The following is a 26,384-nucleotide window of genomic DNA, read 5'->3' as shown; positions in this document are numbered from 1 at the left end:
TCCTAAAGCGCTCAGAACCGGCAAATGAAAGTTGGCTGAAAGTATGATATAATTGCTTTTGGTCTATATATCAGCGTATATGAAATCAGAAAAATAATTGATGACATAGAATAGAAAACGCAGAGGTGTTTAACTTGAAAATTTCAACTAAAGGCAGATATGGTCTGACGATCATGATCGAATTAGCCAAAAAACATGGCGAAGGCCCCACATCATTAAAATCAATCGCTCAAAACAATAATTTGTCTGAGCATTATTTAGAGCAGCTTGTCTCACCACTTCGTAATGCCCGTCTTGTGAAAAGTATTCGCGGTGCATATGGCGGCTATGTTCTTGCACATGAACCAAACGAAATCACAGCCGGTGATATTATTCGTGTATTAGAAGGACCGATTAGTCCTGTCGAAGTCATCGAAAACGAAGAACCAGCAAAGCGTGAACTTTGGATTCGGATTCGTGATGCAGTAAAAGACGTACTAGACAATACAACTCTTGAAGACTTGGCAAGCTACACAGATGACGGAAATCAAGACGCGTATATGTTCTATATTTAGATCAGAGGTGTACCGGAAATGGAACGAATCTATTTAGATCATGCGGCCACAACGCCAATGGATCAGCGTATTGTGGACAAGATGATGCCTTACTTTACAGAGATATTTGGCAATCCCTCTAGTATTCATTCATATGGGCGCGAGGCAAGAAAGTGGCTCGATGAAGCAAGAGAAGTGATTGCAGGAGAATTACACTGTAAACCACAGGAGATCATCCTCACAAGCGGAGGAACAGAGGCGGACAACCTGGCGATTACAGGTGTGGCCATGGCAAGACAGCATAAAGGAAAACATATCATCACATCAAAAACAGAACATCATGCGGTGCTGCACACATGTGAACGCCTAGAGAAGCTAGGATTTGACGTGACATATTTAGATGTGGATGAAACTGGATTGATTCATCTTGAACAACTAAAACAAGCACTGAGAGATGATACGATTCTAGTGACCATCATGTACGGCAATAATGAAACAGGTGTGATTCAGCCAATCAAAGACATTGGCGAACTTTTATACAACCACACTGCTCATTTTCATACAGACGCCGTGCAGGCGTTTGGAACAATGCCTATTGATGTAGCAGACCTTCATATTGATCTCTTATCTGCTTCTGGCCATAAGCTAAATGGTCCAATGGGAACAGGCTTTTTATATGTAAACGAAGGCGTGAAACTTTCTCCGCAAATATTCGGAGGAGAACAAGAAAGAAAACGCCGTGCTGGCACTGAAAATGTGGCAGGGATCGTTGGACTTGCAGAAGCTGTTCAATTAACGAAGCAAAATAGAAGAGAAAAAGCCATGCATTATGGTAAGCTCAAAGAAATCATGCTGCAAGTATTCGAAGAGGAATCACTCAATTTCTCTGTCAATGGGCACCCGAAAGAGACATTGCCTCACATTTTAAATGTTCATTTCCCGGGCGTTTCCATCGAATCGTTACTTGTGAATTTAGATATGGAAGGAATTGCTGTTTCAAGTGGATCTGCATGTACGGCTGGATCCGTCCTTCCTTCGCACGTGTTAAGCGCCATGTATGGCGAAGAAGCAGACAAGCTGACGTCCTCAGTCAGAATAAGCTTCGGTCTTGGGAATGAAGAGGATCATGTGAAGCAGGCGGCGCGCAAGATAGCAGCTGTTGTCAAACGCTTAGCCAAATAAATGCTCCTCTTTTGTTCGTGTGTGAAAAATGAAACAGCCAAGCACCTGAAGAACGAAACGCACATGCTGTTTCATTGAAAATGGAGTTGATGAAGATGACAAAAAGACCAGAAGACACAAGAGTTGTGGTCGGTATGTCCGGAGGAGTCGATTCATCAGTTGCTGCTCTTATGCTAAAGGAGCAAGGCTATGATGTAATCGGCATATTTATGAAAAACTGGGATGACACAGATGAAAATGGTGTATGTACAGCAACGGAGGACTATGAGGATGTCATCCGCGTGTGTAACCAAATTGGAATCCCTTATTATGCGGTGAATTTCGAGAAGCAATATTGGGACAAAGTGTTTCAATATTTCCTTGATGAATATAAAGCGGGCAGAACGCCAAATCCAGATGTCATGTGTAACAAAGAAATTAAGTTCAAAGCGTTCCTCGAGCATGCATTGTCACTCGGTGCGGATTATTTAGCAACAGGCCACTATGCGCGCGTCGACAGAACTGGCGATGAAGTCAAAATGCTAAGAGGTCTTGATGCCAACAAAGACCAAACGTATTTCTTAAATCAGCTGACTCAGGAACAGCTTGATAAAGTCATGTTCCCAATCGGAGATTTAGAGAAGAAAAGGGTTCGTGAATTGGCAAAAGAAGCAGAGCTCGCAACAGCAACGAAAAAAGATTCAACGGGTATTTGCTTTATTGGGGAAAGAAACTTTAAAACATTCCTCAGTCAATATTTGCCTGCACAGCCTGGCGTGATGCAGACAATGGACGGAGAAGTCAAAGGTGAACATGATGGACTGATGTATTACACGATCGGTCAACGCCAAGGTCTTGGCATTGGCGGCAGCGGTGATCCTTGGTTTGTCGTTGGAAAAGACTTGGAACAAAATATCTTGTTTGTCGAACAAGGTTTCCACAATCCACTTTTATATTCTGAAAGCATTTCAGCCGTCAATATCAGCTGGACTCGTCCTCATATTGTCGGCGAAAATGGTGAATTAACATGCACAGCCAAATTCAGATACCGTCAAGAAGATCACCATGTGAAGGTCAAAATGACAGGTGAGCAAGAAGCGATGGTCATCTTTGATGAACCCGTTCGTGCTGTGACTCCAGGACAAGCGGTTGTCTTTTATGATGGCGACGAATGTCTTGGCGGCGGAACAATTGACGATGTTTTCAAGGACGGTCAAAAGCTGTCGTATGTGTAACATGTTTTCAAAACCTCAACGTCGCTGTTGAGGTTTTTTAATGAAAGGATGAGAGAGCGAATGAACTATAACGAAATCGGCATAAAAGCCTTAAATCAAGGCAACATCGAAAAAGCAGCTGAAGCTTTTACGAAAGCCATTGAAGAAAGCCCAAAAGACCCGGTTCCATATATTAACTTTGCGAACTTGCTTTCAAGTATCAATGAATTTGAACGTGCGTTAAACTTCTTTCAAAAAGCCATTGAACTTGATCACGCCGCAGCTGCAGCCTATTACGGGGCAGGAAATGTATACACATTAAAAGAAGACTTTATGAAAGCAAAAGACTATTTTGAACAAGCACTACAAGCTGGCATGGAAAATAGTGATTTATTTTATATGCTGGGGCAGACGCTCATCAAATTAGAGCAGCCGAAGCTTGCGATGCCCTATCTTCAGCGTGCCATCGAACTGAATGAAGAAGATAATGAAGCAAGATTCCAATTTGGCATGTGCTTAGCCAATGAACAATTGCTGGAAGAAGCGGTGACAACCTTTACCGAGGTGGTCGCGCGTGATCCGCAGCATGCAGATGCCTTTTATAATTTAGGGGTTGCGTATGCATACTTAGAGAAAAAAGACGAAGCACTTGAGATGCTAGGAAAAGCCATTGACGTGCAGCCTGACCATATGCTGGCACTACATGCGCAAAAGCTGATTCAAGAGGCAGAATAGACGGAAGGAGGGAAGACCTGTGCAGGAACATCCAGATCAAATGAAGCTTGAGGACGAACCGTTTTTAAAGGGGACAATTCAAGCCGTTATTTTCCATAATGAAAGTAATTTATACTCGGTGTTAAAGGTGAAAGTCATTGAAACATCGGAAAACTTAGAGGAAAAAACAGCATCTGTCACAGGCTACTTCCCAGCACTTCATGAGGAAGAAACTTACACCTTCTATGGCAAAGTCACAAGCCATCCGAAATTTGGTGAACAGTTTCAGGCCACTCATTTTCAAAAGGAAGTACCGACAACGAAGCAAGGAATCATTCATTATCTCTCAAGTGATTTATTTGAGGGGATAGGGAAAAAGACGGCGGAAGAAATTGTGGGGCAGCTTGGCAATCAGACGCTTCATAAAATTATGCGTGACCCAGCTGTTTTGTATGATGTTCCGCGCTTATCAAAAAAGAAGGCAGATAAGCTGGCCGCAGCGCTCCAGGAACATCAAGGATTGGAACAAATCATGATCAGCCTGAATCAATATGGCTTTGGTCCTCAGCTCAGCATGAAGATATACCAAGTGTACGAGAGTGAAACGCTGCAAAAGATTGAGGAAAACCCGTATCAGCTCGTCAAGGATGTTGAAGGGATCGGATTTATTAAGGCGGATGAGCTTGGCGCTAGAACCGGCATCTCAGGCAATGACCCAGAGCGAATCCGTGCAGCCCTGCTTTATACAGTTGAAACAGCCAGTCTTCAGGATGGTCATACGTACATACAAACGAAAGATTTGATCGTTGAAACCCGCAAGCTGCTCAATCAGACAGGCAATGAGTACAAAGTGACGGAAATGGATGTCGCCAATCAGATCATTGCACTTGGCGAAGGAAAAGAGATGATCATTGAAGATGAGCGCTGCTATCATCCGTCCTTATTTTATGCGGAGCAAAGTGTCGCCAAACGGATACAAAAGATCGTCTCCCAAACGGAATATGCAGATCAATTCCCTGAATCGGAATTCCTGCTCGCACTTGGCGAGCTTGAGGAACGGCTGGGCGTCCAGTATGCGCCGACACAAAAGGAAGCGATTCAAAAGGCACTCATGTCCCCGATGCTGCTTTTAACAGGCGGACCTGGGACTGGGAAGACAACGGTCATTAAAGGGATTGTTGAGCTTTACAGCGATCTTCACGGTGTATCTCTTGATCCGAGTGATTACAAAAAAGATGAATCCTTTCCATTTGTGCTTGCGGCGCCAACTGGACGAGCAGCTAAACGGATGACAGAATCAACAGGGCTTCCAGCTGTAACCATTCACCGTTTGCTCGGCTGGAACGGATCAGAGGGCTTTTCGCATGATGAGGAACAGCCGATTGAAGGAAAGCTTGTCATCATTGATGAATCAAGTATGCTGGATATTTGGCTTGCGAATCACTTGTTTAAAGCGATTCCTGATCATATCCAAGTGATCATGGTAGGAGATGAACATCAGCTTCCATCTGTCGGACCAGGCCAAGTGTTAAGGGATTTACTTGCCTCACAAGCCGTACCAGCTGTTACACTGACAGATATTTACCGGCAGGCAGACGGCTCCAGCATTGTTGAACTTGCACATGATATGAAAAATGGCGTACTGCCAAAAGATATTACCGCACGTTCAAAGGATCGATCTTTCATAAAATGCTCAGCTGATCAAATGAAAGAAGTGATTGAGAAAGTCGTCAGCAATGCTGCTCAAAAAGGCTATTCAGCAAAAGACATTCAAGTGCTTGCGCCAATGTATAAAGGGAAAGCAGGCATTAATGAGCTCAATAAAATGCTGCAGCACATTTTGAATCCTAAAAAACCAAAGGGCAGAGAAATCCCGTTTGGTGATGTGGTGTACCGGACCGGTGATAAAGTGCTTCAGCTTGTGAATCAGCCGGAAAATAATATTTTTAACGGTGATATCGGCGAAATTGTCTCGATTTTTTATGCGAAAGAAAACACGGAAAAAGAAGACATGGCTGTGATCTCCTTTGATGGGAATGAAATCACCTTTACAAAAAAGGATTTTCATCAATTTACACATGCCTATTGCTGCTCCATCCACAAATCACAAGGCAGTGAATTTCCAATCGTTGTGCTGCCAGTCGTGAGAAGCTACTACAGAATGCTGCGGCGAAATCTGCTGTACACAGCCATTACACGAAGTAAAAAGTTTTTAATCCTGTGCGGCGAGGAATCAGCGCTGGAGTGGGGCGTGAAAAACAATGAGGATTCGCTCAGACAAACGTCCTTAACGATGCGGCTGATGCAAACTGATGAAGTTATGGATGCGGAGCTTGCAGCGCTCCAAAAAGAACTTCCGTTTAGCGTACATGACGCAAATATTGGCATGGAGGGAATCACTCCATTTGATTTTATGCATGAATAAAAGGCTTCCATACGGGAGCCTTTTTAGCGTGAAAAGAAATCCTCATATTCCGTTCATGGAAGCCATTTCTTCGTATGAGTATCGAAGCAAACGCACACGATAAGACTGTTCCGCAAAAGGTGGTTGAGCACATTTTGAGAACATGTCGAGAGCTTGAAGGAATGTCAATCTATACAGGTGAGCTGTCTCATTCACTTGGTTCCATTAAAGATATTTGCTTATTAGCCGGAGGCAGCTGCGGAGGATATGTGTTAGATGGGAAAAAGAAAGACTGTGCACTCATTCCATTCTCTGCTGGTGATCAGCTGACAGACAAAGGCTTATATGTGAGCTGCCAGGAGGGAGTAGGCATGGATTCCTCTGCCCCATCCTTCTTATTTTCGAAATTGAAAAAGAAAATGATGCAGTCGCCTGAGGGTGAAAATTTAGGCATTTTGGAAGATGTATACTTTTGCACAAATTCGGGCACAATCGTAGCATATGAACTCTCGGACGGCTTCTTTACAGAGCTATCAGGGATTCGAAAACAGCTGCAGGCTGCCGGAACCTTGATCAACGTTCAAAAGGAAGCACTTGTTCTAAACCGAACGTAAAGAGGTGCTGATTATGCTCATTTGCCCAAATTGCAAATGTAAAGACATCGGAAAAATTGGGGTCAATCAATATTATTGCTGGGGCTGTTTTATTGAATTGACGCTGTCAAAAGGCAAAATATCTACACACCAAGTGGAAGAAGACGGGACACTAAGCAGCTTAGATGATCTGTTTAGTGATGATGAACGTTCAATTCAACTATAAGTGTTAAGGGGGAATTTCGAATGGGCAAAATGACTTCTTCACTATTAACGCTTGGTGCAGGTGCACTCGCATATCACTTTGCAAGTCGATATGATATGCCATCAAAGCGGGATATGAAAAAGCTAAGAAAACGTGTTATGAGAATGATGTAAACAAAAAGGCATCCGCCAAAAGCGGATGTCCTTTTTTATGCCTGCCTGTATTCTAATCGGCGTGCAAGTAGTGATAAGCTGAAATTGACGACAAAATACATCATCGCCGCTAATAGGAAGATGGGCAGTAAGTAAGATTGGCTCTGACCGTTTAATATTTGAGCGTGATGCAATAGTTCTGGAAGTGCAATGACAACAGCAAGCGACGTATCTTTTAAAAGAGAGATGAATTGACTGACAATTGGCGGCACCATTCGGCGTAAAGCCTGCGGCATAATAATCATTTTTAACGTTTGAATATAGGTTAAACCAGAAGACCTGGCTGCTTCGATCTGCCCCTTATCAATTGACTTTAAACCGCTTCGAATAATTTCTGACAGCATCGCTGATTCAAATACGGTTAAAGCTGCAATAGCCGAGGCTGTAATGCTCAGCTTAATGCCGATTTCGGGCAGTGCAAAATACGTAAAAAAGATGATCAATAAGAGCGGCAGGTTTCGAATGGTTTCTACGACGACTGCAAGTATCTTTGATAAAACCGGAATTTGAGCGAACCGCAATGTGCCAATGACTAATCCAATGAGAAAGCTCAAAATGATGGAGATAAAAGCCACTTTTAAGGTGACAGCAAATCCTTCAAGTAAAAAGGCGAGATGATCAGGCTGGTAGGCACCTATAAAATCCATGGTGTTTCCTCCTTTCTAGTGGCTTCTTGCTAATCTTTTTTCTAAATAACCAACGCCTATACTGAGCGGAATCGTTAATAGCAGATAGAACATGGCAACAAAGATGTAGACATCAAATGTCACAAATGTTCTAGAAGCGATGAGGTCTCCTTGATACATGAGATCAAACCCTGCAATGACACCTAAAATAGAGGAGTTTTTGACAAGGTTAATAAATTGATTCCCAAGAGGGGGAATGACAATTTTAATCGCCTGCGGCAGAATGATATACCGCATCGTCCCGCCATAGGATAGACCTGAAGCGCGGGCGGCTTCCATTTGTCCAAGCGGTACAGCTTGTATCCCTGCGCGAATGGCTTCAGCAATAAAGGCAGAAGTATAAATGGCAAGGGCAATGGTGCCAGCGGTGAAGCCATCTGCTACAATACCTAGCACGGGTAAACCAAAGAAGAAAACGAATGTAATCAATAATAACGGAATATTCCGAATAAATTCCACATAAGCCGTTCCTAACCAGTTGAGCGGCCTGAGTGGCGCAATTCTCATAATGGCAATGAGTGTACCGATCAAAAAGCTTCCAATCAAAGCAATGACACTTGCACCAATGGTATATTTAAAGCCTTCTACATAAAGATTGAAGTTTTCAGTGAGAATGGAAAACCGCAGCAATCAGTTCACTTCCTTCCTGATCAACAGGGGAGCCAATGAGCGGCTCACCCTAAGATAATAGGTCTTAACAAGTCAAACGGTTATTCTTTGATCCATTTTTGATGAATCTTGTCATACTCTCCATTGTCTTTTAAGGTTTTTAGGGCTTTATTGATCGCAGTTGTTAATTCCTGATCCCCTTTCTTTACAGCAATGCCATAAGGCTCATCTGTAAAGGTGCCGCCGACGACTTCGTAATTTGAATCCTCATCTGCCATACCAAATAAGATCGCATTATCAGTTGTCAGCACTTGCCCTTGGTTTGATTTTAAAGCTGTAAAAGCTTCCTGATAGTTCTCAAATTCTAATACAGACGCTTCAGGTGCTTTTTCGCGGATATTTTGAGAAGAAGTAGATCCTTTCACTGCAAGCACTTTCGTCCCTTTTTTAAGATCATCAATCGATTGAATGTCGCTTCCTTTTTTCACAAGCAGTGATTGTCCTGCTTCAAAGTAAACATCTGAGAAATTGACTTCTTTTTTACGCTCTTCGGTAATCGTCATGGTTGCGACGATCGCGTGAATATCTCCTTTTTGCAGTAAAGGGATTCTCGTTTTCGATGTCACTTCTTTGAATTCTGCTTTTTCTTCATCACCGAGCATTTCCTTTGCGATGGCTTTTGCTATATCGATATCAAATCCTTCGATATCTCCGCTGCTAGGATTTTTTAGACCGAAGAGACGTGTATCATTCTTGACCCCGAATATGATTTTTTTGTCTTTCTGAATGGCTTCTAAAGAGCTTCCTTGCTTTGCATTCGTCGAGCCTTTTTCAGCAGAGCCGCAAGCAGCTAAAGCGGCAATACAGCAAGTCATAAAGAGTAGTAGGCCAAAGCGTTTCATTTTTTTCATCAAATCTTTCCCCCTAGTGATTTAAAATACGGCTTAAAAAGAGCTGAGCGCGTTTCTCACGCGGTTTCTCATAAAATGCAGCCGGTGTTGACTCTTCAAGAACTCTGCCTTCATCAATAAAGACAATGCGGTCGGCCACTTCCCTGGCAAACCCCATCTCATGTGTGACGACAACCATGGTCATTCCTTCTCGGGCGAGCTGCTTCATCACATCTAGTACCTCTCCAATCATCTCTGGGTCGAGTGCCGATGTCGGTTCGTCGAACAGCATGACCTCTGGCTTCATCGCAAGCCCTCTTGCAATGGCAACACGCTGCTGCTGTCCGCCTGAGAGTCTTGAAGGGTAGGAATCGGCCTTATCAGGAATGCCGACTTTATTTAAATAAAATTCGGCTGTTTCCCTCGCTTCTTCCTTGCTCACCTTTTTCACCTTCATTGGCGCAAGCATAATGTTTTCAAGCACCGTTTTATGAGGATAGAGATGAAAATGCTGAAACACCATCCCGATATTTTGCCTGACAAGATTAATGTTGGTCTTCGGATGCTGAACAGGCACTTGGTTGACGAGTACCTTTCCCTCATCAATGCTTTCAAGACGATTGATGCATCTGAGCATCGTGCTTTTACCTGATCCTGAAGGACCGATGATCACGACCACCTCACCTTTTTGAATATGTAGGTTAATGTCCTTAAGTACATGGAACTGGCCATAATGCTTGTTGACTTCTTCGAATCTGATCATAAAAAACCTCCTCTTGTACATGATGGAATATTCAGTGGAGATATTTTAGTGACTTTTGATGGAGCTGTATGTTTCATGTGTATTCATTTTTAACAAAGTTAGGACAAATTTTATTTACATGGATAATTGCAGAAGAAGGTTAAACAATAAGAAAAGAGGTGAAAAAGGTGAAGAAACGTCCGATCCAATTTCTGATATATGCTGCAGGGGTCCTGCTTGTCCTTGCATCCTTGCTCATTTTACTGCAGCTCGACGAGTTATGGATGCCTATTTTTTTGTTGTTAAAGGCGGTTCTGATTCCGCTTCTCATTGCCATTTTTATTTCTTATCTGCTTTATCCGATAGTGGAAAGATTGCACGCGGGGGGCTTACCAAGGACTGTTAGTCTCTTATTGATTTATGTACTGTTTTTTGGCGGGATTGGGCTTGCGGTTTATAAAGGGGCACCGGTCATGATCAAGCAGTTAAATGAGCTGTCAGAACAAATTCCTGTGCTTGCCGAAACGTATAATGGCGCCTTATCTCATATTCATCGTCATACTAGCCATTGGCCCGACGGACTTCACGACCGGCTGGACCGTTTGATTGTCCAATCGGAGACTTATGCAGCTAACGGCGCAGAGCGGATGATTCTTAGCTGTAAAGTATTACTTGATTACGCATTAGTTGCAGCGCTCATTCCTTTTCTTGTTTTTTATATGGTGAAGGACATGAATACGATGAAGCGGGCTGCATGGTATTTAACGCCGCCCTCATTTCGGAAGAGGGGACATGCGTTTGTGAAGGCAGTTGATGAATCGCTTGGTAATTATATTAGAGGGCAGCTGCTTGTCTGTTCCTTAATCGGCGGTGCAGCAGCCATTGTGCTCTGGCTGTTTCATATCCCGTATCCGCTTGTCCTAGGTATGCTGATTGGCGCAACGAATGTCATTCCGTATTTTGGACCGATTATTGGCGCGATTCCCGCTGTCTTTATCGCGTTTACCATCTCGGTCAAATCGGTTATTATTGTGCTGATCACAGTAGCAGTGCTGCAATTTTTAGAAAGCAACGTCCTCAGCCCGATCATCGTAGGGAGAAGCCTTCATATGCATCCTGTCGTCATTATGCTTGTCTTGCTAGCAGGAGGAGAGTTATTTGGCTTAATTGGGATGATTTTAGCGGTACCTACAGCTGCTATAATCAGGGTGATCATTGTGCAATATATCCTCATGAGACGAAGCGTTCATTGACAAGAGGAGCCGAGTTGTCTATAATAATTTCGATTCATACATACTGAATTCAATGACGGACCCGAGTACGTTAAAAAGCTGTTGCAGAGAGAGGCTTTATTTTGCTGAGAAAAGCCTTATCAGACCTTTAACGGAAGCTAGTCCCGAGTGCAGATAAACACTGCCGCTCTCTTCCGGCGTTATCGGATGTGAAGGTGATAGACGAATAGGTCTATAATCAGGGTGGTACCGCGAGAGCATCTCGTCCCTGTGTAAGTCGTTTTGTGCTTGCATAGGGCGGGATGTTTTTTCGTTTGTGTGGAGATTGATGAATGATAAGGGAGGATTTTTGAATGAAAACTTTAACTTCAGCTCAAGTACGCCAAATGTTTTTAGACTTTTTTAAAGAAAAAGGACATGCTGTAGAACCGAGTGCGTCACTCGTACCGCATGATGATCCGACACTTTTGTGGATCAACAGCGGCGTGGCAACATTAAAGAAATACTTTGATGGCCGCGTCGTACCTGACAATCCGCGTATTTGCAACGCGCAAAAATCGATTCGTACAAATGATATTGAAAATGTAGGAAAGACAGCACGCCATCATACGTTCTTTGAAATGCTCGGCAACTTCTCTATTGGTGATTATTTTAAAGAAGAAGCGATTGAATGGGCGTGGGAATTCCTCACAAGTGACGAGTGGATTGGCTTTGATCCGAATTTGTTATCTGTAACTGTCCATCCAGAGGACGATGAGGCGTATGTTCTATGGAGAGATAAAATCGGTGTTCCTGAAGAACGTATTATTCGTCTTGAAGGAAACTTCTGGGATATTGGCGAGGGCCCAAGTGGACCGAATACGGAAATTTTCTATGACCGCGGCGAATCATACGGTGACGACATGAACGATCCAGAATTATATCCTGGCGGAGAAAATGAGCGTTATCTAGAAGTGTGGAACCTAGTGTTCTCTGAATTTAACCATAATCCAGATGGGTCATACACGCCGCTGCCGAAGAAAAACATTGATACAGGGATGGGTCTTGAACGAATGGTATCTGTCATTCAAAACGTGCCAACGAACTTTGATACAGATCTATTCATGCCAATTATTCGTGCTGTTGAAACCATCTCTGGAGAAAGCTATGGCGAGACAAAGGAAAAGGATACAGCATTTAAAGTAATTGCTGACCATATCCGGACGGTTGCCTTTGCTGTAAGTGATGGAGCGCTTCCTTCCAATGAAGGCCGAGGGTATGTGTTAAGACGTTTACTTCGCCGTGCAGTGCGTTATGCAAAAACCATTCACATTCACCGCCCGTTTATGTATGACCTAGTCCCAGTGGTTGCGGAAATCATGAAGGATTTCTACCCAGATGTACAAGCAAAAGAAGAATTTATTGCGAAAGTCATCAAAAATGAAGAAGAACGTTTCCATGAAACACTGAACGAAGGGTTAGCTATTTTGTCAGAAGTCATCAAAAAAGAAAGAGACAAAGGCAACACGCAGATTTCAGGTGAAGATGTCTTTAAACTGTATGACACGTATGGATTCCCTGTCGAGCTGACAGAAGAATACGCAGAAGATGAGAACATGACAGTGGATCGAGAAGGCTTCCAGGCTGAGATGGAGAAGCAGCGTGAACGAGCAAGAAATGCGAGACAAGATGTCGGCAGTATGCAGGTTCAAGGCGGCGCTCTAGGAGATATTAAAGTAGAAAGCACATTCGTTGGCTACGAAAATCTAACGGCAGATGCCCATATTGTCGAATTGCTTCAAAATGGTGAAATTGTCACAGAAGCACATGAAGGCGATACGGTACAAATCTTGTTAGATGAAACACCTTTCTATGCGGAAAGCGGCGGACAAGTGGCTGATAAAGGGACATTAAAAAGCGCTGAAGTCATCATCGACATTAAAGATGTGAAAAAGGCGCCAAACGGTCAGCATGTCCATGAGGGAGTGGTTGTAAGCGGTACAGCCAAAAAAGGACTTGAAGTCACTGCAGAAGTGGAATCAGCTCTTCGAAAAGGCATTGTGAAAAACCATACAGCGACACATCTTTTGCATCAGGCGCTAAAAGATGTATTGGGCAGCCACGTGAACCAAGCGGGATCATTGGTGAATGAAAACAGACTTCGCTTTGACTTCTCTCACTTTGGACAAGTGACAAAAGAAGAATTGTCTCAGATTGAAAAAATCGTGAACGAAAAAATCTGGGAAGGCATCTCTGTTGCGATTGACCTGAAGCCGATTGCTGAAGCAAAAGAAATGGGTGCAATGGCGCTCTTTGGCGAGAAGTATGGCGATATTGTCCGCGTGGTCCAGGTAGGCGATTACAGCATCGAGCTATGCGGCGGCTGTCACGTGCAAAACACGGCGGAAATAGGGTTGTTTAAAATTGCGTCTGAATCGGGTATTGGTGCTGGAACACGCCGGATTGAGGCTGTGACTGGTAAAGGTGCATACGAAGAATTAAATGACCAGCTGGCCATTTTAGAACAGGCAGCGAGTGAGCTGAAGTCAAATACGAAAGACGTACCAAAACGTATCGCCGCATTGCAGGCAGATTTAAAAGAGGCTCAAAGAGAAAACGAATCTCTTCTTGCAAAATTAAGCCAGGCTGAAGCAGGCTCTATTTTAGAGAAAGTGACAGAAATCGGCGGAGTGAAAGTGTTAACTGAAAAAGTAAACGCGAAAGACATGAACCATTTAAGAACAATGGTTGATGACTTAAAAGCCAAATTAGGATCAGCTGTCATTGTGCTCGGAGCCGTTCAAAACGGAAAAGTAAACATTTCAGCAGGAGTAACAAAAGACGTCATCGAAAAAGGTCTGCATGCAGGGAAACTTGTGAAGCAGGCAGCTGAAATCTGCGGCGGAGGCGGAGGCGGACGTCCAGACATGGCACAAGCAGGCGGTAAACAACCGGAAAAGCTAGAAGAAGCACTGGCAACTGTCGAAGAATCTGTCAAATCCGTTTTATAATCAGGCGATGTAGTGTAGAATAATGGTATTAGATGAGCGGTTAGAAAAAAGCTTGCTAGTAGAATGTTGGAAGAGAGGTGCAAGAAGCAGTGAGTTCATTTGATAAGACAATGAAGTTTAACTTCTCTGATGATTCAGCTGAAACCAATGTGAATGAAGTGCTCATTACAGTATATGACGCACTCCAAGAAAAAGGATACAACCCGATCAATCAAATTGTCGGATACTTGCTGTCAGGCGACCCTGCTTATATTCCAAGACATCAGGATGCACGCAACCTAATTCGTAAACTAGAACGAGACGAATTAATTGAGGAATTGGTTAAATCGTACTTAGAGACACATAAAGAGGCGTAAAACATGAGAATTTTAGGCTTGGATTTAGGCACGAAAACCCTTGGTGTTGCGATCAGTGATGAAATGGGATGGACAGCGCAAGGGATAGAAACAATTAAAATTGATGAAGCAGGCGGAGACTTCGGTCTCAGCCGCCTGTCTGAGATCGTCGCGCAATACGGAACGGATAAAATCGTACTTGGCTTTCCAAAAAATATGAACGGTACGGTCGGTCCTAGAGGCGAAGCCAGCCAATTATTTGCGAAAGTGTTAGAAAACACGTACAATGTTCCTGTTGTGCTTTGGGACGAGCGTCTGTCGACAATGGCAGCGGAAAAAATGCTCATCTCTGCAGATGTGAGCAGACAAAAGCGTAAAAAAGTCATTGATAAAATGGCGGCTGTTATGATCCTGCAAGGGTATTTAGACAGCTTAAATTAAAATGAGGTGAATCAAATGGAACACGGAGAAAAGCAAATTACAATCGTTGATGATAATGGAAATGAACAGCTTTGCGAAGTACTATTTACTTTTGAAAGCGACCATTTTAACAAATCATATGTTCTTTACTACCCAATTTCTGAGCAAGACAATGAAGAAATTGAAATTCATGCATCAAGCTTCACGCCGAACGAAGACGGTGAAGATGGCGAGCTAGAGCCTATTGAAACGGATGAAGAGTGGGACATGATTGAAGAAACGTTAAATACGTTCTTAGATCAAGAAGAAGACGAAGAATAGAACGAATAAAAGGCTTGTGAACGGATCTTGGTGATCTTTCTTCACAGGTCTTTTTTTACGATCAATATGTTAACTTTATTTTATTTTATGTTGACATAATGAACTGTACCTTTTACTCTAATTTTTATAACGAATTGAGTGAGGGGCATGAATGTTGAAAATTCAAGATATGATGCAAATGGCGTTAATGACAGCGGTTATCGGAATGTTAGGGTTGATCCCGCCGATTTTACTTACGTTTACACCTGTACCAATCACATTGCAAACGGCAGGTCTTTTGCTTGCTGGGGGGCTGTTAAAGCCAAAACAGGCACTGATCAGTTTACTTCTGTTCCTCTTGGTTGTGGCAGCAGGCGCACCTCTTTTGTCTGGTGGGAGAGGCGGAATAGGGGTCTTTTTTGGACCAAGCGGAGGTTTTTTATTAGCTTATCCAGTGGCTGCCCTTATGATCAGTTTGTGGCTGAACCGTCTGAAAAAAGTAACCGCTCTGCGTCTTTTTATGATCTATGCGGTATGCAGTATCGGGATTTTATATCTATGCGGTATTCCTTTTCAAGCCATGATGATGGATATAAAGGTCACTCAGGCAGCTCTTCTTAGTCTGATTTATATTCCAGGTGATCTCATCAAAGCGGGCATGTGTGCCGTTCTCACGGTGAAAATCATTGAGGCCATGTCATATCGAAAAAGGGATGTGCATAAAGGGAGGCGTGCGGTTTGAACAGAATAACGGATAGCTATGCATTACATGCAGAAATGAACCCAGATCATATCGCCATCATTGATGGAAAAGAAAGGATCACTTATCAAGATTGGTATGAACGTGTCCAGACATCGGCACAATGGCTGCAACGAACGGCTTATGAGCAAAAAAGAGTCGCTTTTTTATTATCAAATGATGCTTCTTTCTTGCAAATATTTGCTGGCGCTGCTTGTGCAGGGTGGACAGCTATCCCGCTTGATCCGAGATGGGGCCATGAGGAATGTGTAGAAAAGCTCTTGGTAAGTGAGGCAGCTCTCGTCATTATAGAGGATCGATATATGAAAAGATTTGAAAAACACAGCGTAGACATGCCGGTTTTTTCTTTATCTGAATGGAAGGAAAGAATGAGCCTGATCACACAAGGTCCATATAACAAAAGCGACAGCGAGAACGACCCTGTCTTTTATATGGGATTTACGTCAGGATCAACGGGTTCACCTAAAGCCTTTATCAGGCGTCAGCAGTCATGGATCGAAAGCTTTCGAACGACAGCCGATACATTTGGAATCACTCATCAAGATCATGTTCTTATAGCAGGCACACTCTTATCCTCCCACTTTTTATATGGTGCCATCAGTACCCTATACTTTGGCGGCACAGTGACACTTTTAGAAAAATTTACGCCAGTGAAAGCGAAGAAAGCTTTAGAGACAGGAGACATCACTGTGATGTATACTGTCCCGACAATGACAGAATCGTTGCTGGAAATCGATGCTTTTAAGGGTGACAACCCGCTTCTTGTCATATCATCCGGAGCAGAGTGGGGCATCTCATCAAAAAAACAACTTGTCACCAACTATCCGCATGTCACTTTTTTTGATTTTTACGGCACATCAGAGTTAAGCTTTGTTTCCTACTTATCATCAAATGACTTTCTGCAAAAACCTTCTTCTGTCGGACGACCCTTTTCTTCCATTCAAGTCGAAGTGAGGCGGACCGATCAATCTGTCTGCCAGCCAAATGAGACAGGAAGAATTTATGTGAAGAGCCCAATGTCTTTTTCAGGCTACTTACATAAGGTGAAACCGCCGGAGGAGTGGCTGACAGTTTATGATATGGGCTGGATGGATGAAGACGGCTATTTGTATATGAGCGGCCGTGAGAATGGCATGATCGTCTATGGGGGGCTGAATATTTTTCCGGAGGAAATTGAACGCGTGCTAAATGAACAGCCCGAGGTGAAGCGGTCGATTGTGGTTGGCGTTCCTGACCCATATTGGGGTGAAATTCCTGTTGCCATTATTGAAGAAGGACAGCAGACAAAGACGGTTCGGCAAGCTGTCAAAGGAAAATTGGCTGCCTACAAGATGCCTAAAAAATGGCTTGTCATTGATCAAATGATTGAAACATCTGGGGGGAAAATAGCACGTGCCAGCATGAAAAAGTGGGCGGAGGAGCAGTTGTCATGCAAGCAGTAATCGTACAAGCAAAACGGACACCCTTCGGTGATAAAAACGGGATGCTGAAGGATTATCGTCCAGAGCAATTAGCCGCGCCCCTTATTCAGCATTTGTCTCAAGGGATGACGCCGGACGACGTCATATTAGGCAATGTTGTAGGAGGCGGCGGAAATATGGCCCGTCTGTCCTCATTAGAAGCAGGGCTTTCTTTGCACGTTCCTGGTATGACGATTGATAGGCAGTGTGCCTCTGGTCTTGAAGCAATCCGAACAGCTTGCGTCATGGTTCAATCAGGGGAAGGCTCAATGTATATCGCTGGCGGGACTGAGAGTATTTCCAGATCACCAATGAAAGAAAGAGCCCGCTTTTCACCTGAATGGATAGGAGATCCGGCTATGGGCGAAGCAGCAGAGCTGACCGCCTCGACATTTTCTGTGACAAGAAAAGAACAAGATGATTATGCGCAATTAAGCTGGGAAAGAAGTATAGACGCAATCAAACGTGGTACATATTCAGAGGAAATTGTTTCGATTAGCGGACTGAGCATTGATGAAGCGGCCGCTAAAATAAGACCGATGGAGAAGCTGATACAGCGGGCAAAGCCTGTATTTTCACCGGGAAAAGGAACTGTGACTGCCGCCAATAGCTGCAAAGAAGCAGACGGGGCAGCAGCGGTCGTTGTGATGGAAAGAGCGTTAGCGGAGGCGAATGATTTTCAGCCGATGCTGCGATATGCCGGAAGTGCTGTGACGGCGATGCATCCACATTTTCCAGCTGCTGCACCGATTGATGCGATCAAGAAACTTCTAAATCAAGAGAAAATCAAGGCAGAGGATGTCGCACTGTTTGAAATCAATGAAGCCTTTGCTCTGAAAATAGCGCTAATTGCTCGTACGCTTGGTATTCCTTATGACCGGATCAATAAAAGAGGCGGTGCACTATGTCTTGGTCATCCATACAGCGCATCGGGAGCTGCTATGATGGTGAGACTATTTTACGAAGCACGCGCTTTACCAAATGGAAGCTATGTCATGGCTGCTATTGGAAGCGGTGGCGGCGTTGGTTTAGCCGTATTATGTCAAGTTCTGTCATGAAATGCATGAGCAAGTAATTGCCGAACTCCGTCGAATCATGTACTATAAAAGCTAGATGTGAGGAGGGCCATGCATGTTTTCAGAACAAAAGAAACGACCATTTTTTAAAAGAAAAATGGGGATCGTCCTGTTATCTGTTCTTGCTGTCATCATCATTGCAGCATTATCAGGCTTTTTATATGTTAAATCAGCACTTGGACCGGTCGATCAAAAAAGCAAACAAACGATTAATATTCATATTCCAAATGGGACATCTGTCCGTGAGATTGCGGGCATTTTAAAAGAAAATGGGCTCATTTCGAATGACACGATTTTCACTTATTATGCAAAATACAAAAATGCGTCCGGATTTAAAGCAGGATATTTTCATTTAAAACAAACGATGGACGCAGACAAGCTGATTCAAAAGCTGACATCTGGAGGGACAGACTACGCCTTTCAGCTTGTGATTCCAGAAGGAAAACAGCTGTCTGATATTGCGGCGGTTATTGCAAACCAGACGCATTTTTCAGCCAAGGAAGTGGAAGCAAAGCTTGATGATCCTGCGTTTATTCAAACGTTAATGAAAAAATATCCGAAAACGGTGACATCACAGGTAAAAGGCAAACAGGTGAAACATCCGTTAGAAGGTTATTTATTCCCTGCGACGTATCCATTTTATCGCGAGGATGAATCACTCGAAACGATCATTGAAACAATGATTAAACAAACAGATCAATACGTGAAAACGTATGAAAAAGACATGAAAAAGACAAACATGTCCATACATGATGTGTTAACGATGGCATCACTGATTGAAATGGAAGCGACGGAAAAGATGGATCGAGCGAAAATCTCTAGTGTATTTTATAACCGGTTGAAAAAGGACATGCCGCTTCAAACCGACCCAACCGTTCTTTATGCACTGGGTGAGCATAAATCCCGCGTTTATTACAAAGACCTTAAGGTGAAATCTCCTTATAATACGTATAATAACAAGGGGCTGCCGCCTGGACCTATTGCAAATGCTGGTGAATCTTCCTGGAAAGCCGCACTGCATCCAAAGAAAACGGATTATGTGTACTTCCTTGCGAAGAAAAATGGAGAAGTCGTCTTTACGAAAACGTTAAATGAGCACAACAAAGCGAAAGCAAAATACATCACAGGCAGTAATTAATGTACATGTGAATCGAAAAAGACTGTAGACAATACAAGATTGCCTGCAGTTTTTTTCGTTGGAATATCCATTTTATAGGTTCGCAATTACCACTTCTTTGTGGTAAAATATATCGGGTTGTTTTTACTTAGATGAACGAAAGATTGACGAGAAAGAGAGCTGCAATAGGCAGGACTCTTCTTTTTCAGGTCATGAAGGAGCTAGACAAATAATGACTATCGAAGATGATCAAATCAATGATTATATTGAACATTTAATTCACCCAAGTCCTGATGCAATCGCTCAATTAGAGGTATACGCAAAAGAGCACCATGTGCCAATTATGGAAAAGGTGAGCATCGAACTTTTACTGCAGCTGCTGTCGATGAAAAAGCCGAAGAAAATTCTTGAGGTTGGGACAGCGATTGGCTACTCCGCCATTCGAATGGCGACAGCTCTGCCAGATGCTGAGATTTATACGATTGAGCGAAATGCAAAACGCTATGAAGAGGCGACACGGAACATTGAGGAATTAAAGTTAAAAGAAAGAATACACGTGTTCTTTGGTGATGCCATGGAATCGGCTAAAACGGTCCAAACGATGGCGCCCTATGACGTGATCTTTATTGATGCCGCAAAAGGGCAGTACAAACGTTTTTTTGAGCTGTTTGAACCGATGCTTGCTCATGACGGAATGATTATTACAGACAACGTATTATTCAAAGGCTTAGTGGCAACGAATTATGAAGATGAAATTGAAGATAAACGAAAAAAACAATTAATTGGAAAAATTGATCGATACAATCAATGGCTCATGTCAAACCCTGATTTCCAAACGTGTATTATTCCAGTTGGAGACGGGATCGCCATTAGTACAAAAAGAGGTGACCAATCATGAAAAAACCAGAATTGCTTGTGACGCCAAGCAAGGTGTCAGACGTACTGCCATTAATCGAGGCGGGAGCTGATGCATTCTTCATAGGCGAACAAACATACGGTATTCGTCTTGCAGGCGAGTTTTCAAGAGAAGATGTGAAACAGACGGTTGAGCTTGCACATGCGCATCACAAAAAAGTGTATGTGGCGATGAACGCGATTTTTCATAATGACCGTGTGCAGCTGCTTGGAGATTATTTAACCTTTCTCGATGCATTAAACATAGATGGCGTCGTCTTTGGAGACCCGGCCGTGATTATGGCGGCGAAGGAAACAGGAGTAAGCCTGAATCTTCACTGGAGTACAGAAACGACTGGGACAAACTATTACACTTGTAACTACTGGGGCAGAAAAGGCGCAACGCGTGCTGTTCTTGCCAAAGAACTGAACATGGACAGTGTAATCGACATCAAAGAAAATGCTGAGGTGGAAATCGAAATTCAAGTCCATGGCATGACATGTATGTTTCAATCGAAACGTACGCTCATTGGCAACTACTTTGAATACCAAGGCAAACAAATGGACGTTGAAGGCAGAAATATGGAGGAAGGACTATTCCTTCATGACCAGGAACGTCAAAACAAATACCCTATTTTCGAGGATGCAAACGGCACACATATTATGAGTCCTAATGATGTGTGTATGATTGACGAATTAGAAGAATTTGTTGACGCAGGCATTGACTCATTTAAAATTGACGGAATTTTAAAGTCACTTTCTTATATGACAGAGGTGACGTCACTATATAGAAAAGCAATTGATTTATTAGTGGCTGACAAAGACGCCTATGAAGATCAGAAAGAGGACTGGGTGAAGCGGATTGAAGAGATTCAGCCTTTCAACCGTTCAATCGATACAGGGTTCTTCTTTAAAGAAACGGTTTATTAATATAAGAGGAGGCAGAGGAAATGGCACTATTGAAAGATGGTATTTCTGAAATGATTGATGGAAAACGTGTCATTACAAAAAAACCAGAACTGCTTGCACCAGCAGGAAACTTGGAAAAGCTGAAAATTGCAGTACATTACGGAGCAGATGCTGTCTTTATTGGCGGAAAAGAATTTGGACTTCGCTCAAATGCCGATAACTTTTCAATTGAAGAAATGGCTGAAGGCGTCGCATTTGCAAACAAATACGGTGCACGAATTTATGTGACAACGAATATCTTTGCCCACAACGAAAACATGGACGGACTTGAGGAATACCTTCAAGGGATTGAAGGCGCTGGAGTAGCGGGCATTATTGTGGCTGACCCGCTGATCATTGAAACGTGTAAACGTGTCGCACCGAAGCTTGAAGTCCATTTAAGCACACAGCAATCTCTTTCGAATTGGAAAGCTGTTCAGTTTTGGAAGGAAGAAGGTCTTGAGCGTGTGGTGCTTGCTCGCGAGACAAGTGCGCAGGAAATTAGAGAAATGAAAGAAAAGGTCGATATTGAAATTGAAACGTTCATTCACGGTGCAATGTGTATTGCTTACTCTGGCCGCTGCGTGCTCAGTAACCACATGACGGCAAGAGATTCTAACCGCGGAGGCTGCTGCCAGTCCTGCCGCTGGGATTATGATCTTTATAAACTAGAAGGTTCTGAGGAAGCGCCATTGTTTGGAGAGGAAGACGCACCATTTGCGATGAGTCCAAAAGACTTAAAGCTTGTCGAATCCATTCCTCAAATGATCGAAATGGGAATTGACAGCTTGAAAATCGAAGGGCGAATGAAATCAATTCATTATGTGGCAACTGTCGTGAGTGTATATCGCAAAGTCATTGACGCCTATTGTGCTGACCCGGACAATTTTGTCATTCAGCAGGAATGGTTAGATGAACTAGATAAATGCGCAAACCGTGACACAGCGCCAGCCTTTTTCGAAGGTGTACCAGGAACGGATGAACAAATGTTTGGCATTCATGGAAAGAAAACGACATTTGATTTCGCAGGTCTCGTTCTTCATTATGATGAAAAAGAACAAATCGTCACATTGCAGCAGCGCAACTTCTTTAAAGCTGGCGATGAAGTCGAATTTTTCGGACCAGAAATTGAGAATTTCACATGCAAAATTGAGACGATTTGGGATGAAAAAGGAAATGAACTAGATGCCGCTCGTCATCCGCTGCAAATCGTAAAATTCAAGCTCGATCAAAAAGTATACCCTAGCAACATGATGAGAAAGGGGAAATAACAGGCACATGAGGAGTAAACCAGTTGTCATTGGAATTGCTGGCGGCTCGGGTTCAGGTAAAACGAGCGTCACCAATTCGATCTATGAAAAATTTAAAGGACATTCCATCCTCATGCTTCAGCAAGATTTATATTACAAAAATCAAAGTCATATGCCATTTGAAGAGCGCTTGCTTACGAATTATGATCATCCGCTTGCATTCGACAATGACCTGATGTTTGAGCATTTGGAACAGCTCCTAAGGTACGAATCCATTGAAAAACCAATATATGATTTCAAGCTAAACACACGTTCAGAAGAGACTGTCCATGTTGAACCAAAGGATGTCATCATCGTTGAAGGCATCTTTGCACTAGAAGATGAACGTCTAAGAGACTTAATGGATATTAAACTGTATGTCGATACAGATGCAGACCTTCGCATCATTCGCCGCATTTTACGCGATACAAAAGAAAGAGGCCGTTCAATCGATTCTGTGATTGAACAGTATGTATCTGTTGTCAGACCAATGCATAATCAATTCATTGAACCGACAAAGCGATACGCCGATATCATCATCCCAGAAGGCGGCCAAAACCATGTGGCGATTGACCTAATGGTAACAAAAATTCAAACGATTCTTCAAAACCGAGCAGAGTAAATGGTGGAGAAGAAAAAGACCTTTACATTGTAAAGGTCTTTTCAACATCATGATAAAGAGAATAAATACCAATATATCACTTGTTTCTATAAGTAGAAGCTGCTTAAATATTTTTAGAAGGAACACCTTGAATGAAAGATTTGGTATGATAGGAAAACAATGATGTGAAATAGATGTAGAAAAATGCCGTTTTCAAGCTGAATATTGAAGTTGTTTCGATTTTGTAATAGTATATTAAAAAAACGACAAACAAATCATCACAAATTTTCAAACAATTCTTGATCAAAAAGCAATTTTGTAATAATATAGCATAGACATATCGTACACTGACCATATTATGTATTGGAAGATGGAGAATGGATAAGCTATTCTTCTACATATGATCGAAATGGCGAACGAGGTACAGGAGCTTCCTGTGCCTTTCCACAGTTTGTGCGATGAAGATAGATCATCTTTAGACCACAGAGAGTGGTTCTGTCTGAAAAAAGGCATAATAGTTGCATCTAAAAGGGACGCCATGTAAGATGGACTTTTACAAATATGGGACAGAAGGAATGAGGGCCTGAAGAAGTCCTCATTCTTGTATATTTCAGTCGTCACTCACGTGCAGAAAGTTTGTATGATGAGGATTAATAGAAGGAGTGAATGATTCATGGCACAAGAGAAAGTATTTCCAATGACAGAAGAAGGAAAACGTAAATTAGAAGAAGAGCTTGAATATTTGAAAACGGTTAAACGTAAAGAGGTTGTAGAGCGTATTAAAATTGCTAGAAGCTTTGGAGACCTCTCTGAGAACTCGGAATATGATTCTGCTAAAGAAGAGCAAGCGTTTGTAGAAGGCCGTATCACAACGCTTGATAATATGATTCGCAATGCCAAAATTATCGAAGATGAAGGAAACTCAAATATTGTCTCACTTGGTAAAACAGTCACTTTCGTTGAATTACCAGACGGAGAAGAAGAGTCTTACACAATCGTTGGAAGTGCAGAAGCTGATCCGTTCGAAGGAAAGATTTCAAACGATTCACCAATCGCAAAAAGTCTGTTAGGCAAACAAGTAGACGACAAAGTAACCGTTCAAACACCTGGCGGAGAAATGTTCGTCCAAATTGTAAAAATTTCATAATCACGTTTATACGATAAACACCTCGTCCACAATAGGGACGAGGTGTTTTTATGCGCAAAAAACGTAGAATTCAATGGACAGGTGCTATCATTTTTATGCTGCTGCTCGGTCTTCTCATGAGACTGGCAGAAATTCAACTGTTTTTCACAGAATCTTTTTCAAAGCTTGATATCAATTTAATACAAGAAAGTGTCAAACAGCGTACAGAAGAAGTGGTCATTTCAGATGGTCGCGGTGAATTTTTAGATCGAAACGGCGAAGCGCTTCTCACAAAAGAACAGCCCGCGGTTATCTTATTTCCTTTTCTGCAATATGATCTTCCTCATTTAAAACAAACCGCTTCTATTCTTGAGATGGAAGAAGATGAACTCAAAAAACAGCTGACAGAAACCAAAAAACCTCTGATTCTCAAAGATGACATCACGAAAAAAAAGTTGAAAGACATCAATGATATGAAATATTCAGGTGTTTACGGCGTATATATGAAAGAGAAGGACAAAAAAAGACTTGCCCTCCACACATTAGGCTTCACGAGTGAAAATCCAGAATTGCTCAGAAAGCGTTATCCTGACAAAAAAGAGCTTTCCATCCGTACAGAAATCGGTACTTTTGGGCTAGAAAGTACCTTTGACGAATTTCTATTACCCGAGCAAGACACAAAATTGTTATATCATGTGGACGGAAGGGGAAACCCTTTGTTTGGAATGGACGTCAAATATACAGCAGAGGCTCATTCATTTTATCCTCTTCAGGTTCAAACAACAATTGATGAAAACATGCAAGCTGAAATGGAGAAAGTTCTGAAAGAACAAGGCGTCGAAAAAGGCGGGGCCGTTCTGCTCGACATTGAAAGCAGCAGCGTGCTGGCGATGGCGAGTACGCCAAATGTCACAAGCAAAAACCGGCATGAGGCAAGAAATTATATGCTGACTGCCATGGCACCAGGCTCTGTCTTTAAAACCGCTGTACTTGCCGCAGCAATCGAAAAAAACCTCGACCAGCCACAAACGATGTATGACTGTCGAAAGAATTTATATGGAGAGCCAGAAGGAACGCAGGAAGTGCTGAATCTGACTGAGAGCTTTTCGCAGAGCTGTAATTATACCTTTGCGACACTTGCTGGCAATCTTATCCAAACAGATGATCAAATCATCGAAAAGACGGCTGCAAAGCTTGGACTCATTGATCGAGCTGGCTGGGAAGGGGATGTCTATCATAAGCAGCATTTCAAACAGTTTGATCGTGAAGAAACCGGCAGTGTGTGGGGAGATAAAAGAGACAAGCATGTCAAAAAAGCCATTGCCCAAACCGCAATAGGACAAAAAAATGTCAAAACGACTCCTTTGCAAATCGCCAATATGATGGCATCGATTGCGAGAGGCGGAGAACGAAAAGAAGTGAAAATCGCTGAAAAAGTGCTGTATCAAAACGGAACAACGATGCTAACCTTTCAAAACAAACGACCGGAAGGAGACAGTATTGACCGCTATACAGCTCAAAAGCTGCAAAAGTACTTAAGGCAGGTGGTGACGTCTGACAAAGGAACAGGAAGAAGGTTTCAAGATCTTCCATTTGATGTAGCGGGGAAATCAGGCACTGCCCAAACCGGCAGTAAAGATAAAAAGGGGAATCCGCTTTATCATAAGTGGTTTGCTGGGTACTTTCCGGTGGGAAAACCAAAATATGCTCTTGTCGTTGTTCACCTTGATGAGGCAAGTGGCCGGGCTAAGACAAATGATGCGTTTTATGATATTGTAAAAAAGGTCAATGAAATTGAAAAGAAACAGACATAGAACATCCCTTCATGTCATGTTAGAATAGTAACGACTTAGGGAACGAGGCAAAGGAGTGC

The 26,384-nt window shown here is 42.7% G+C and carries 27 protein-coding genes and 1 other annotated feature; of the genes, 23 read left to right on the top strand and 4 right to left on the bottom strand.

The annotated features are described in order from the left end of the window. The first annotated feature begins 134 nt into the window (after window positions 1–134). From cymR to MHH26_RS10800, 8 genes are all read left to right on the top strand, one after another. Window positions 135–554 carry a cysteine metabolism transcriptional regulator CymR gene (cymR, locus tag MHH26_RS10835; RefSeq protein ID WP_012010726.1) on the top strand — a complete coding sequence of 140 codons (420 nt, stop codon included), beginning with the start codon at window positions 135–137 and terminating at the stop codon, window positions 552–554. Window positions 555–572: 18 nt separating this feature from the next. After that, a complete protein-coding gene (locus MHH26_RS10830; RefSeq protein ID WP_307499994.1) occupies window positions 573–1,715 on the top strand; it encodes a cysteine desulfurase family protein in 1,143 nt (380 codons plus the stop codon). A gap of 95 nt (window positions 1,716–1,810) precedes the next feature. After that, window positions 1,811–2,929 (top strand): tRNA 2-thiouridine(34) synthase MnmA, encoded by a 1,119-nt coding sequence (mnmA, locus tag MHH26_RS10825; RefSeq protein ID WP_003216305.1) that lies wholly within the window; start codon window positions 1,811–1,813, stop codon window positions 2,927–2,929. A 60-nt stretch (window positions 2,930–2,989) separates the two neighbouring features. Further along, window positions 2,990–3,643, top strand: coding sequence for a tetratricopeptide repeat protein (locus MHH26_RS10820; protein WP_307499993.1), 654 nt, complete (start codon window positions 2,990–2,992; stop codon window positions 3,641–3,643). 19 nt (window positions 3,644–3,662) lie between these two features. Continuing rightward, the gene (gene recD2 / locus MHH26_RS10815) at window positions 3,663–6,047 is read left to right on the top strand and encodes an SF1B family DNA helicase RecD2 (protein ID WP_340973429.1); all 2,385 of its coding nucleotides are present in this window, start codon (window positions 3,663–3,665) and stop codon (window positions 6,045–6,047) included. A gap of 134 nt (window positions 6,048–6,181) precedes the next feature. Then, complete coding sequence (locus MHH26_RS10810; RefSeq protein ID WP_034662034.1) at window positions 6,182–6,640, top strand: PRC-barrel domain-containing protein; 459 nt, start codon at window positions 6,182–6,184, stop codon at window positions 6,638–6,640. A 13-nt stretch (window positions 6,641–6,653) separates the two neighbouring features. After that, the gene (locus MHH26_RS10805) at window positions 6,654–6,845 is read left to right on the top strand and encodes a hypothetical protein (protein WP_003216308.1); all 192 of its coding nucleotides are present in this window, start codon (window positions 6,654–6,656) and stop codon (window positions 6,843–6,845) included. Window positions 6,846–6,865: 20 nt separating this feature from the next. Further along, complete coding sequence (locus MHH26_RS10800) at window positions 6,866–6,997, top strand: YrzQ family protein (protein WP_003216198.1); 132 nt, start codon at window positions 6,866–6,868, stop codon at window positions 6,995–6,997. A gap of 35 nt (window positions 6,998–7,032) precedes the next feature. Here the strand turns inward: MHH26_RS10800 and MHH26_RS10795 are convergent, their stop codons facing one another. The 4 genes from MHH26_RS10795 to MHH26_RS10780 form a co-directional block, all read right to left on the bottom strand. Beyond that, entirely contained in the window at window positions 7,033–7,683 is a 651-nt protein-coding gene (locus MHH26_RS10795) for an amino acid ABC transporter permease (protein WP_060596860.1), read from the bottom strand. 15 nt (window positions 7,684–7,698) lie between these two features. Then, on the bottom strand, window positions 7,699–8,352 hold the full coding sequence (locus MHH26_RS10790; protein ID WP_060596859.1) for an amino acid ABC transporter permease: 654 nt from the start codon (window positions 8,350–8,352) through the stop codon (window positions 7,699–7,701). A gap of 80 nt (window positions 8,353–8,432) precedes the next feature. Next, window positions 8,433–9,242 carry a transporter substrate-binding domain-containing protein gene (locus tag MHH26_RS10785; RefSeq protein ID WP_334749883.1) on the bottom strand — a complete coding sequence of 270 codons (810 nt, stop codon included), beginning with the start codon at window positions 9,240–9,242 and terminating at the stop codon, window positions 8,433–8,435. A gap of 13 nt (window positions 9,243–9,255) precedes the next feature. Next, on the bottom strand, window positions 9,256–9,984 hold the full coding sequence (locus tag MHH26_RS10780; RefSeq protein WP_334749882.1) for an amino acid ABC transporter ATP-binding protein: 729 nt from the start codon (window positions 9,982–9,984) through the stop codon (window positions 9,256–9,258). A 167-nt stretch (window positions 9,985–10,151) separates the two neighbouring features. Here MHH26_RS10780 and MHH26_RS10775 point away from each other — a divergent pair, with 167 nt between their 5' ends. The 15 genes from MHH26_RS10775 (at window position 10,152) to MHH26_RS10705 (ending at window position 26,325) form a co-directional block, all read left to right on the top strand. Then, window positions 10,152–11,216, top strand: coding sequence for an AI-2E family transporter (locus tag MHH26_RS10775; RefSeq protein WP_060596856.1), 1,065 nt, complete (start codon window positions 10,152–10,154; stop codon window positions 11,214–11,216). 43 nt (window positions 11,217–11,259) lie between these two features. Beyond that, window positions 11,260–11,468, top strand: a binding site (T-box leader). A gap of 80 nt (window positions 11,469–11,548) precedes the next feature. Next, entirely contained in the window at window positions 11,549–14,185 is a 2,637-nt protein-coding gene (alaS, locus tag MHH26_RS10770; RefSeq protein ID WP_340973426.1) for an alanine--tRNA ligase, read from the top strand. An 89-nt stretch (window positions 14,186–14,274) separates the two neighbouring features. Then, the gene (locus MHH26_RS10765; protein WP_024718370.1) at window positions 14,275–14,541 is read left to right on the top strand and encodes an IreB family regulatory phosphoprotein; all 267 of its coding nucleotides are present in this window, start codon (window positions 14,275–14,277) and stop codon (window positions 14,539–14,541) included. Between the two features lie 3 nt (window positions 14,542–14,544). Further along, window positions 14,545–14,961, top strand: coding sequence for a Holliday junction resolvase RuvX (ruvX, locus tag MHH26_RS10760; protein ID WP_034661502.1), 417 nt, complete (start codon window positions 14,545–14,547; stop codon window positions 14,959–14,961). A gap of 15 nt (window positions 14,962–14,976) precedes the next feature. Continuing rightward, complete coding sequence (locus MHH26_RS10755) at window positions 14,977–15,261, top strand: DUF1292 domain-containing protein (protein WP_034321391.1); 285 nt, start codon at window positions 14,977–14,979, stop codon at window positions 15,259–15,261. A 151-nt stretch (window positions 15,262–15,412) separates the two neighbouring features. Then, window positions 15,413–15,982, top strand: a complete 570-nt coding sequence (locus tag MHH26_RS10750; protein ID WP_338712124.1) for a biotin transporter BioY — start codon at window positions 15,413–15,415, stop codon at window positions 15,980–15,982. After that, window positions 15,979–17,442 (top strand): acyl-CoA synthetase, encoded by a 1,464-nt coding sequence (locus tag MHH26_RS10745; protein WP_340973423.1) that lies wholly within the window; start codon window positions 15,979–15,981, stop codon window positions 17,440–17,442. Before MHH26_RS10750 ends, MHH26_RS10745 begins: the two co-directional genes overlap by 4 nt. Continuing rightward, entirely contained in the window at window positions 17,430–18,518 is a 1,089-nt protein-coding gene (locus tag MHH26_RS10740; RefSeq protein ID WP_340973422.1) for an acetyl-CoA C-acyltransferase, read from the top strand. Before MHH26_RS10745 ends, MHH26_RS10740 begins: the two co-directional genes overlap by 13 nt. A 73-nt stretch (window positions 18,519–18,591) precedes the next feature. Beyond that, on the top strand, window positions 18,592–19,674 hold the full coding sequence (mltG, locus tag MHH26_RS10735; RefSeq protein ID WP_340973420.1) for an endolytic transglycosylase MltG: 1,083 nt from the start codon (window positions 18,592–18,594) through the stop codon (window positions 19,672–19,674). Between the two features lie 211 nt (window positions 19,675–19,885). Continuing rightward, window positions 19,886–20,551 carry an O-methyltransferase gene (locus MHH26_RS10730; protein WP_307499982.1) on the top strand — a complete coding sequence of 222 codons (666 nt, stop codon included), beginning with the start codon at window positions 19,886–19,888 and terminating at the stop codon, window positions 20,549–20,551. After that, window positions 20,548–21,477, top strand: a complete 930-nt coding sequence (locus MHH26_RS10725; RefSeq protein ID WP_307499981.1) for a peptidase U32 family protein — start codon at window positions 20,548–20,550, stop codon at window positions 21,475–21,477. The genes MHH26_RS10730 and MHH26_RS10725 overlap by 4 nt, the downstream gene beginning before the upstream one ends. Window positions 21,478–21,497: 20 nt before the next feature. Beyond that, the gene (locus MHH26_RS10720; RefSeq protein ID WP_334749872.1) at window positions 21,498–22,766 is read left to right on the top strand and encodes a peptidase U32 family protein; all 1,269 of its coding nucleotides are present in this window, start codon (window positions 21,498–21,500) and stop codon (window positions 22,764–22,766) included. A gap of 7 nt (window positions 22,767–22,773) precedes the next feature. Beyond that, window positions 22,774–23,406: a uridine kinase gene (udk, locus tag MHH26_RS10715; protein WP_024423106.1), complete on the top strand. Its 633-nt coding sequence runs from the start codon at window positions 22,774–22,776 to the stop codon at window positions 23,404–23,406. Window positions 23,407–24,058: 652 nt separating this feature from the next. Next, window positions 24,059–24,532 carry a transcription elongation factor GreA gene (gene greA / locus MHH26_RS10710; protein ID WP_007501433.1) on the top strand — a complete coding sequence of 158 codons (474 nt, stop codon included), beginning with the start codon at window positions 24,059–24,061 and terminating at the stop codon, window positions 24,530–24,532. A gap of 50 nt (window positions 24,533–24,582) precedes the next feature. Next, on the top strand, window positions 24,583–26,325 hold the full coding sequence (locus MHH26_RS10705; protein WP_340973417.1) for a peptidoglycan D,D-transpeptidase FtsI family protein: 1,743 nt from the start codon (window positions 24,583–24,585) through the stop codon (window positions 26,323–26,325). Window positions 26,326–26,384 lie beyond the last annotated feature (59 nt).

Origin of the sequence: Bacillus sp. FSL K6-2839 (assembly GCF_038003365.1) — a bacterium.
GTDB lineage: Bacteria > Bacillota > Bacilli > Bacillales > Bacillaceae > Bacillus.
Note: the sequence above shows the minus strand (reverse complement) of the source record. Positions and strands in the feature narration are given on the sequence as shown.